This is a genomic window from Pseudomonas sp. GW456-L12, assembly GCF_059424045.1.
Genome location: NZ_JBWKZA010000044.1, coordinates 30,977 through 40,175 on the forward strand (window position 1 = coordinate 30,977; position 9,199 = coordinate 40,175).

At 63.7% G+C, this 9,199-nt stretch carries 9 protein-coding genes and 1 pseudogene; 5 read left to right on the forward strand and 5 right to left on the reverse strand.

Annotation, left to right across the window (positions count from 1 at the left end; genetic code table 11):
- Nucleotides 1–75: 75 nt before the first annotated feature.
- The 5 genes from AC07Y9_RS30135 (at nt 76) to AC07Y9_RS30155 (ending at nt 5,406) form a co-directional block, all read left to right on the forward strand.
- Nucleotides 76–615 (forward strand): RNA polymerase sigma factor, encoded by a 540-nt coding sequence (locus AC07Y9_RS30135; RefSeq protein WP_007922251.1) that lies wholly within the window; start codon nt 76–78, stop codon nt 613–615.
- Complete coding sequence (locus AC07Y9_RS30140; RefSeq protein WP_102681262.1) at nt 612–1,568, forward strand: FecR family protein; 957 nt, start codon at nt 612–614, stop codon at nt 1,566–1,568. Before AC07Y9_RS30135 ends, AC07Y9_RS30140 begins: the two co-directional genes overlap by 4 nt.
- A 120-nt stretch (nt 1,569–1,688) precedes the next feature.
- A complete protein-coding gene (locus AC07Y9_RS30145; RefSeq protein WP_102681261.1) occupies nt 1,689–4,262 on the forward strand; it encodes a TonB-dependent receptor in 2,574 nt (857 codons plus the stop codon).
- A gap of 223 nt (nt 4,263–4,485) precedes the next feature.
- The gene (locus tag AC07Y9_RS30150) at nt 4,486–4,776 is read left to right on the forward strand and encodes a hypothetical protein (RefSeq protein ID WP_173679813.1); all 291 of its coding nucleotides are present in this window, start codon (nt 4,486–4,488) and stop codon (nt 4,774–4,776) included.
- 9 nt (nt 4,777–4,785) lie between these two features.
- A complete protein-coding gene (locus AC07Y9_RS30155; protein ID WP_102681260.1) occupies nt 4,786–5,406 on the forward strand; it encodes a hypothetical protein in 621 nt (206 codons plus the stop codon).
- Here AC07Y9_RS30155 and AC07Y9_RS30160 read toward each other — a convergent pair.
- The 5 genes and pseudogenes from AC07Y9_RS30160 to AC07Y9_RS30180 all read right to left on the reverse strand — a co-directional run.
- Nucleotides 5,403–5,715, reverse strand: a pseudogene (locus AC07Y9_RS30160) (signal peptide prediction); the annotation flags it as partial. The gene AC07Y9_RS30155 and the pseudogene AC07Y9_RS30160 sit on opposite strands and share 4 nt — an antisense overlap.
- 208 nt (nt 5,716–5,923) lie before the next feature.
- Nucleotides 5,924–6,229 carry a ribbon-helix-helix domain-containing protein gene (locus AC07Y9_RS30165; protein ID WP_102681259.1) on the reverse strand — a complete coding sequence of 102 codons (306 nt, stop codon included), beginning with the start codon at nt 6,227–6,229 and terminating at the stop codon, nt 5,924–5,926.
- A gap of 78 nt (nt 6,230–6,307) precedes the next feature.
- Complete coding sequence (locus AC07Y9_RS30170) at nt 6,308–6,889, reverse strand: DJ-1/PfpI family protein (protein WP_102681258.1); 582 nt, start codon at nt 6,887–6,889, stop codon at nt 6,308–6,310.
- A 154-nt stretch (nt 6,890–7,043) separates the two neighbouring features.
- Nucleotides 7,044–8,261 carry a class I SAM-dependent methyltransferase gene (locus AC07Y9_RS30175; RefSeq protein ID WP_102681257.1) on the reverse strand — a complete coding sequence of 406 codons (1,218 nt, stop codon included), beginning with the start codon at nt 8,259–8,261 and terminating at the stop codon, nt 7,044–7,046.
- Between the two features lie 236 nt (nt 8,262–8,497).
- Nucleotides 8,498–9,115 (reverse strand): TPM domain-containing protein, encoded by a 618-nt coding sequence (locus tag AC07Y9_RS30180; protein WP_007927435.1) that lies wholly within the window; start codon nt 9,113–9,115, stop codon nt 8,498–8,500.
- Between the last annotated feature and the right edge of the window lie 84 nt (nt 9,116–9,199).

The following is a 9,199-nucleotide window of genomic DNA, read 5'->3' on the forward strand; positions in this document are numbered from 1 at the left end:
TCATGCAGACAAATAGTAATAATTCTCGATATCATTCGCGACCTTTCTGCCCGGCAGTACTTGCGAAGGATTTTCATGTCTCGCTTCAAGCCCGACCCCACCTCGGCGGACCCCGTCCGCGGGTTCTATGCGGACATCCTGCATTACCTGCGTAAACGCACGGACAACGCCTGCGATGCGGCGGACATGACCCAGGACGTCTTCACCCAATGGCTCGATTACCGCGACCGGGCCAAGGTCGAACAACCCCGCGCCTTTCTGTTCCAGATGGCGCGCAACCTGCTGCGCGATCACTGGCGCCGGCAGAAGGTCAGGCACAAGGTGCACCACGAACCGCATGCAGCAGAACCCGAGCCACTGGCCGATGAACACCACGAGCCTCTGCCCGCGGCCCAGCGCCTGCAACGCCTGGAGCGCTTGAAGAGCGTGCTCGCCGAACTCTCGCCGCGCCGCCGCGAAGCCCTTATGCTGCACCGCTTCGAAGGCCTGAGCCAGGCACAGATCGCCGAACGCATGGGTATCTCCCTGAGCATGGTGGAAAAACACATCGCCTTTGCCCTGCTGCACTGCAAACAGCGCCTGGAACAGGAACACGGCAAGGAGCAAGCCCAATGACCCGCCACAGCGACACCGACGAGATCGACAGCATCGACGCCCAGGCGGCCGTCTGGTTCACCCGCAATCGCGACGATCGCAGCCAGGCCACGCGCGAAGCCTTTGCGGCCTGGTCCCGCGAACCGGCCCATGCCCGGGCCTACGCCGAGTTCGAGCGCTTGTGGGCCGACCTGGCCGAACTCGAACCACTGAACCGACCAACGCCGCTGCCAGTGCGAAAAAAGCCGCGCTGGCGCCCGGCCCTGTCGGTCGCCGCCGCGTTGGTCTGCGCGCTGCTGGCCATCGAGCTGGGCGCCCCGCCGGCGATCCATTCGCAACAGATCGCCGCCCAGAGCACGGGCATGTGCAGCTTCAACCTGCCCGATGGCAGCACCCTGTACGTCAACGCCAACACCCGTTTGCGCATCGACTTCAGCGCACAGCAACGTAACCTCTATCTGGACCGGGGCCAGCTGTACCTGGAAGCCGCCGCCGACAAGGAACGGCCGCTGTGGGTGCATGCAGGCAACGCCCGGGTGCGGGTGGTCGGCACCGGCTTCGATGTGCGCCGCGGTGAGAAACAACTGGTGGTCAGCGTCGCCCACGGCCAGGTGGCGTTCGTTCCCGACGCGCAGAAGCCCAATTCGCTGCTGCTCGGCGCCCGCCAGCGCGGCATCTATGACTACGCCAGCGGCACCCTGCGGGAACAGGCGGTGAACGTCGCCGAGGTCGCCGACTGGCGCGGCGGCCACCTGGCCTTTCGCAATCGCGACCTGGCCAGCCTGGTGGACGAGCTGAACCTCTATCGCCGCCAGCCGGTGTTGCTGGCCGATGGCGCGCTGGGCAACTTCAAGGTCTCGGGCAACCTCGATGTGCAGGACCCGGACGCCCTGATCAAGGCCCTGCCGGCGCTGATCCCGGTGAAAACCGTGGCCCTGGCCGACGGCCGCGTGCGTATCGAAGCCCGACGCTGAAACCCATATGCGAATATTTTGCATTCGCATATGAGGTTTTATTTTGCTGACGCGTCTTCCTCCGGTCTGCGTTGTTTACGCACACCTTTTCTGGCCTTTGTCGCCGCTCCGGGGGATTTCATGTTTCGCGCGCCTTATCACTTGCAGCTCATCTGTTCGCGTCCGACCCTGCTCGCCGCCTGCCTGGCGTTCAGCCTGCAGGCCCAGGCCCAGGTTCAAGTCGAATCGTTCAACTTTGCCCTGCCCGCCCAACCGCTGGCGGCCTCGCTGAGCCAGGTGGCGCAGCAGGCGAAGATCCAGCTGCTGTTCGACGAAGAGTTGCTGCGCAACGTGAAGGCCCCGGCGCTGAAGGGCGATTTCAGCCCCGAGGCGGCGATCCAGCAATTGCTGGGCGGCAGCGAGTTCAGCCTGGTCAAGGTCGACAAGACCTACGTGGTGCGCCCCGCGGAAAACAGCAGCACCCGCAGTTCGGCGCTGCAACTGGGGGCCATGAGCGTCATCGGCAGCGGCCTGGAAGTGGACTCCGCCACGGTCGGCCGCTCGACCCTGAACCAGGCCGAGATCGATCGCCACCAGGCCACCAACATTCCCAGCCTGATCGCCACCCTGCCCGGCGTCAGCCTCGGCGGCTCGCTCAAGCCCGGCGGCCAGACCATCAACATCTGGGGCCTGGGCGATGCCGAAGACGTGCCGATGAGCGTCGACGGCGCGACCAAGAGCGGCTTCGAACGCTACCAGCAGGGCTCGATCTTCATCGAGCCGGAACTGATCAAACGCATCGAAGTGGAAAAGGGCCCGCACTCGCCCGAGACCGGCAACGGCGGTTTCGGCGGCACCGTGCACATGGAGACCAAGGACGCCCCCGACCTGCTGTTGGAAGGCCGCGACAGCGGCGCCATGCTCAAGTACGGCTACAGCAGCAACAGCCATGAGCAGGCCTACACCGGCGCGGTGTACGGACGCACCGAGGACCGGCGTTTCGATGCCCTGGCCTACTGGACCAAACGCGACGGCGACGACATGAAGCTGGCCAGCGCCCAGCCGGACCCGCGCAACGCCTACCCGATCAACCCCAAGCGCCTGCCCAACACCGCCCAGGACCTGGACGGCGAGCTGTTCAAGCTGAACATGCAACTGACCGACGAACATCGCCTGGGCTTGAGCTACATGCGTTCCAACAGCGATATCTGGGCGCCCTTCTCGGCCAAGAGCTACCCGACGCCACCGACCCAGAGCGATATCGACAAGTACGGCTACGACGGCGCCACACGGCGCTTCCTGGCCCAGCGCAATACCGTCGACACCACCTGGCAGGCCAAGTACCAGTACACGCCGCTGGACAACCCGTGGATCGACTTCGAGGCCAAGTACTCCGATTCCAAGACCGACCAGACCGACGAGCGCGGCCCGAACGCCTACACCCAGCCCGCCTCCGGTGGACGCAAGATCACCGTGGGTTACGAGGACAGGATCCTCTCGCTGAAAAACACCAGCCGCTTCAACACTGGCCCGCTGGAACATGCCCTGACCCATGGCATCCAGATCCGCAAGCACACCCGCGAGGTGGACATGTGGATGCCGGGCAAGACCTACGAGGTGCCCAAGTACAACAACGGGCATTACCAGCCGGGCTTCATGCCCCATGGCAAGGTCGACAACAACGCTTTCTATATCCAGGACGCGATCACCCTGGGCGACTTCACCCTGACCCCGTCCCTGCGCTACGACCATGTGCGCAACCGTGGGCAGAAAAACGACGCGCCGGTCTATAACAGCCCCAACCCGGTGGTCGGCCACGATTATGGCGACAAGACCTACACCGGCTGGTCGCCACGGCTGTCGGCGTTCTGGACGGTCACCCCGCAATTCGCCCTGTTCGCCGACTACAGCAAGACCTGGCGCGCGCCAGTGATCGACGAGCAATACGAAGTCCAGGCGCCCGGCACTACCCGCTCGGCCACCAGCCGCGACCTCGACCCGGAGCGCATCACCGCGTTGCGCGCCGGTAATATCACCAGCTTCGCCAATGTGTTCAGCGATGCCGATAGCGTGCAAATCCGCACCACCGTGTTCCGCAATGAGATCAAGGACGAAATCATGAAGAACCTGGGGATCGGCTGCCCCGAGCAACTGAGCAGCGGCAAGAACATCGGCCAGGTGTGCAACCAGCCGACCATCGGGGTCTACCGCAATATCGGCGACCTGACCATCAAGGGCTTCGAGGTCGAGAGCTTCTACGATTCGACCTACCTGTTCGGCTCGCTGTCCTACTCCTGGATCACCGGCAAGCATGAAGGCGCCTACACCAATCCCTGGGGGCCGAATGTCTGGGCGCGGGACATTCCGCCGCGCAAGTGGGTCGCCACCCTGGGGGTGAAAATCCCGCAGTGGGATGCGCAGGTAGGTTGGCAGGGCCAGTGGGTACGCCAGACCGACCGCGTGCCGAGCGACGTCTACCCGAGCGGCCCGGCCAGCGCCTTGGGCGACTCCTACTGGGACCAGTACGAGAACGACCGCTACAACGTGCAGGGCCTGTTCGCCAACTGGAAACCGCAGCAGCCGTACCTCAAGGGCACGGAAGTCAACTTCACCCTGGACAACATGTTCAACCGCGATTACCGCCCGCCCCTGAGCGGCGAAAACGCCTCCAGCCTTGGGCGTAACGCCAAGATCAGCGTGACCCGGTTCTTCTGACTGCATCCGGCTGCGGTGTACTCGATGCACCGCAGCATGCAGATCGCCCGCACCTGCCGCTGGCCGCCAAGGATGTGTTGCAAGCCTTTAGCCAAGCCCTCCTGCCCGCTCCTGCCGGGCTAAGATCGATCTCCCCCTGAAAACCACAGGGATGCCTTCGGGCGCTTTCAGTTGATTTCCTGTTGAATTCGTACGACAAGTATCGTACAAACGAGAAAGCATCATGGACAGAGGCTTCAGGCAGGTCCGGAGAGACCTGATCAGCGCGCTGCAAACGGAAAACTATCTGCATGCGGCGCGTGGCTCGATCGAGATCAAGAACCTGCTGGCCACAGGCGAGGTCTCGGCCCGGCAATTGATCGAGGTCATCAGCGCCTGCAAGGGCACGGACCACAGTTGCAGCGCACATCACAGCGTCCCGGGCATCGCGGTCCATGTGCTGAAAAAGGCAGGCTGGTACATCAAATTCTACTTTATCGAACCCGATGCGTGGTTCATCAGCGTTCACCGATGAGGGCACCCCATGAAACTTTTTCTGCAGGGCGACCGGGGCAAGGCGCTCTGTGAGCATTGCCAACAGGTCGTCGGCATCACCTACACCCGTCGCGACGTCCCTTTCAGCGATGGGCATGGCCAGGCCCGGGAGATCCTGGTGGGAGTCTGCGACCACTGCGCCACCACGGTGGCCATCCCGCCCCAGTCGACACCGGCAATCAAGGACGCCCGCAAGCAGCAACTGACCTCCATCGAGGCGCGGCTGCCTGCGGTCTACCTCGACGTCCTGGATGCCGCGATGCACTCCGTGGCCCAGGACGCCGGGGTGCAGATGCGCAAACTGTTCTTCAGCTACTACTTCAGCGCACCCGCCGTGTCTGGTCTGGAGCAGGTGCATAGCGGCTTCGCCGCGTATCTGGCGGAGCAGGTCGAGGCCCGCCAGTTGCCTGCCGCCCGTTCGATGAAGCGCCTGTCGCTGAAAGTGAACCATTATGTGGCCGAGGATCTCGCCCACCTGCTGGAGACGACCCGGATGACCCAGACCGAGTTGCTGAAATCGCTGATCGCGCAGATTCGCCTGGATGTGCTCGAAGGGGGCAACCCGGCGGTGATCGCCGACCTGCGCCAACTGACGCGCCTGGCGCTCTAGCCCTCAGCCTTTACCCCTGCCAACGACCCTGCCCGCCCGAAGGAAATCCCCCAGCGCCGCACCAGATAGTTGTGCTCGTCCATCACTGAGTTCCACACGGCGATATGCCCCATGCGCTGCTGATAGGAACCGCCATCGCGGGTTTCGCCGATATCGATCAGCGGCCCGCCGTCACTGCCCGGCAACTCTTCCCGGGCCGGCTTGCCGTCGTACCAGTAATCCCACTTCGGCGCTGCTCTGGTGATCGCGAGAGCACCCGCCCCACCAACTGCGCCACCTGTAGCCGCTGCCGAGCCTTGGCGAGGCTGCGATCGGGGCCCAGCCCCGTAAAACCTGACACGCGGTATGCCTGAAACGATGCCGCCTGCTCAGTGGCCCATGTGGCGCTCTCGGGTCCATCGCGAGCAAGCTTCGCTCCTACGGGTAGGGTGTTGTCTGGCTTGGCGCCCACTGCGTCGGAGTGCCGCCCAAGTCGATCGCAGCCTCGCAGGCTCGGCAGCGGCTACAGGGTGCGGGGTCATTTGGTGGCGCTGCGGACCACGCTGAGTTCCGGCGTGGCGTTGCGGCGCTGGCTCAGGTAGCGGGTGCAACTGACCCGCAGGAACGAGGCGAAATTCACCACTTCGCCGCGGTAGTCCATCACCTCTTCGTAGAGCTTGGCGATCAGCTGGTTGGTGGTCATGCCATCGACCTCGGCGATTTCGCTGAGGATGTCCCAGAACTGGTTCTCCAGGCGCAGGGTGGTGACCACCCCGCAGATACGCAGCGAGCGCGAACGGGACTCGTAGAGGATCGGGTCGGCTTTGACGTAGAGCTCGCACATGCTGGGCGCTCCTCGGTTGTAGGGGTAGGACGATGGCGCTGCTTCCTGACAGAAAAGCAGCGCCGGCAAGTCATCCGTTTACAGGATGATTTGGGTGCCCAGCAAACCGAGGAAACCGGCCAGCCAGCTGGGGTGCGCCGGCCAGGCCGGGGCCGTCGCCAGATTGCCTTGGACGTGGCTGTCCGTCACGGGAATATCGATGTAGGTACCGCCGGCCAGGCGCACTTCCGGGGCACAGGCCGGGTAGGCGCTGCACTCGCGGCCTTCGAGAATGCCCGCCGCGGCCAGCAGTTGGGCGCCGTGGCAGACGGCGGCGATCGGCTTGCCGGCCTGGTCGAAGGCTTGCACCAGTTGCAGGACTTTTTCGTTCAACCGCAGGTATTCCGGGGCGCGACCGCCGGGGATCAGCAGCGCGTCGTAATCGGCGGCCTCGACCTTGGCGAAGTCAAAATTCAGGGCGAACTGATGGCCCGGTTTTTCGCTGTAGGTCTGGTCGCCTTCGAAGTCGTGGATCGCGGTGCGCACGGTCTGCCCGGCCTTTTTGTCCGGGCACACCGCATGCACGGTGTGGCCGACCATCAGCAGCGCCTGGAACGGCACCATCACTTCGTAGTCCTCGACGTAATCGCCGACCAGCATGAGGATTTTTTTCGCGGCCATGGAGATGACTCCTCTTCAAGGGAAAACAGGAGTATTCAAGGTAGTCCCTATCCACGGGGCCGGGTAATAACCCGGTACTACGCCTGCAACGTATCCGTACATCGCGTCATCGTTTTTCGCGGGCAAGCCTCGCTCCTACAGCAGCAGGCAACCCTCAGCCCAGGTAGCCGTCGGCCCGCAACAGGGTTTCCAGGCAGTGCTCGCTGATGTGGTAGAACGCCTTGAGCTCGCCGATCTTCGCCAGCAGCTGCGCCGGGTCCTGGGGCTCAGCGCGTTTGACCGCGAGGATCATCTTGTTCTTGTTGGTGTGTTCCAGGGAGATGAACTCGAAGACCTTGGTCTCGTAGCCGCAGGCTTCGAGGAACAGCGCGCGCAGGCTGTCGGTGACCATCTCCGCCTGCTGGCCCAGGTGCAGGCCGTATTGCAGCATCGGCTTGAGCAGCGCCGGGCTCTGCATCTGCGGGCGGATCTGCTTGTGGCAGCACGGCGAGCACATGATGATCGCCGCGCCGGAACGAATGCCGGTGTGGATCGCGTAGTCGGTGGCGATATCGCAGGCATGCAGGGCGATCATCACGTCCAGCTCGCTCGGCGCCACGCTGCGCACGTCGCCGCACTTGAACTCCAGGCCCTGATGGTCCAGGCGCGCCGCCGCGGCGTTGCACAGGGTCACCATGTCTTCGCGCAGCTCCACGCCGGTCACCTGCCCTTGCGCCTGCAAGGTATTGCACAGGTAGTCGTGGATGGCGAAGGTCAGGTAGCCCTTGCCGGAGCCGAAGTCCGCCACCCGCACCGGCTGTTGCAGATCGATCGGCGACGAGCTCAGCGCATGGCTGAAGACCTCGATGAACTTGTTGATCTGCTTCCACTTGCGTGACATCGCCGGGATCAGCTCGTGCTGCTTGTTGGTCACCCCCAGGTCGGTGAGGAACGGCCGGCTCAGCTCCAGGTAGCGGTTCTTCTCGCGGTTGTGCTCGGCGGACGGCACTTCGCGCTGCTGCTGGGCCTTGCCCTTGAACAGCGAACTCTTGCCTTTCTTGCTGTATTCGAGCTGCACCTCATCGGTGAGCGACAGCAGGTGCGCGTTCTTGAACGACGCCGGCAGCAGCCCGGCGATCAGCGCCACGCCTTCGTCCAGGGGGAAGTTCTTGGTGATGTCGCGGGTCTTGTAACGGTAGACGAAGGACAGGCACAGCTGCTCCTTGACCGTCAGTTGCTTGATGATCAGCCGCTGCAAATCCGCCTCGGCCCCCACATGCTTGGCCAGCACCAGTTTGATAAAGGCGTTCTGCGCCAGGCTGGTTTCCAGCAGTTCGAGAAACTGGGCGTGATGATCCGGCGCGAGGCTGGCGGGGGTTGCGGTTGCAGACATGTAAAAGGTGCCTCGGGCGATGCGGGGTGTGAATCGGGGAATGGCGGGTATTTTAGGGGGGATGGCCCGCCGGGGCACGGAGTTATTTACCCGGCGGCGCAGAATTCCAGGCGATGGGGCCTCCTGTAGCCGCTGCCGCAGGCTGCGCAAGGTCCGCAGGACCTCCAGCGATCTTCAGAACGCCACGGCCTTGCGGCCGATCGCAGCCTGCGGCAGCGGCTACAGGAGCGGGAAAATCAGGCCAGGACCACCAGGCGGTTGGGCAGTTCGTTGCGCACATGGGTCACCGGCACATGCACCTTGAGCAGTTCGCCGCAGGCCTCGATGCAGTTGATGAAGCCTTGCAGGGTCTGCCCCTGCTTCACCTGCTGGGTGAAGGCCTGGACGATGGCGTCCCAGGTCTTGTCGTCGAGACGCCTGGAAATGCCCTCGTCCACCAGGATTTCCACATAGCGCTCGGCTTCGCAGACGAAGATCAGCATCCCGGTGCTGCCGACGGTGTGGTGCAGGTTCTGTTCGAGAAACTGGCGGCGGGCCAGGTTCGAGGCGCGCCAGTGGCGTACCGAACGCGGAATCAGGCGAGTGGTGATCCGCGGGATGCGAAACACCAGGCAGAGCACGATAAAGGTCACCCATTGCACCAGCAGCAACAGGTGCATGCTCATCCAACCGGTGGCGTAATGCACCACGCCCGGCACGATCAGCGCCAGCAGGCTGGCCCAGAGCAACGGGATATAGGCGTAGTCGTCGGCGCGGGCGGCCAGCACGGTGACCAGTTCGGCATCGGTCTGCTGTTCGACCCGGGCGATCGCCTCGGCGACCTGCCGTTGTTCGTACTCACTCAGTAGTGCCATGTCTTCCCATACTCATCGATTATTGTTAGTCACCAGCCGCCTGACGATCCGCCGCCGCCAAAACTACCACCGCCGCCGCTGAAG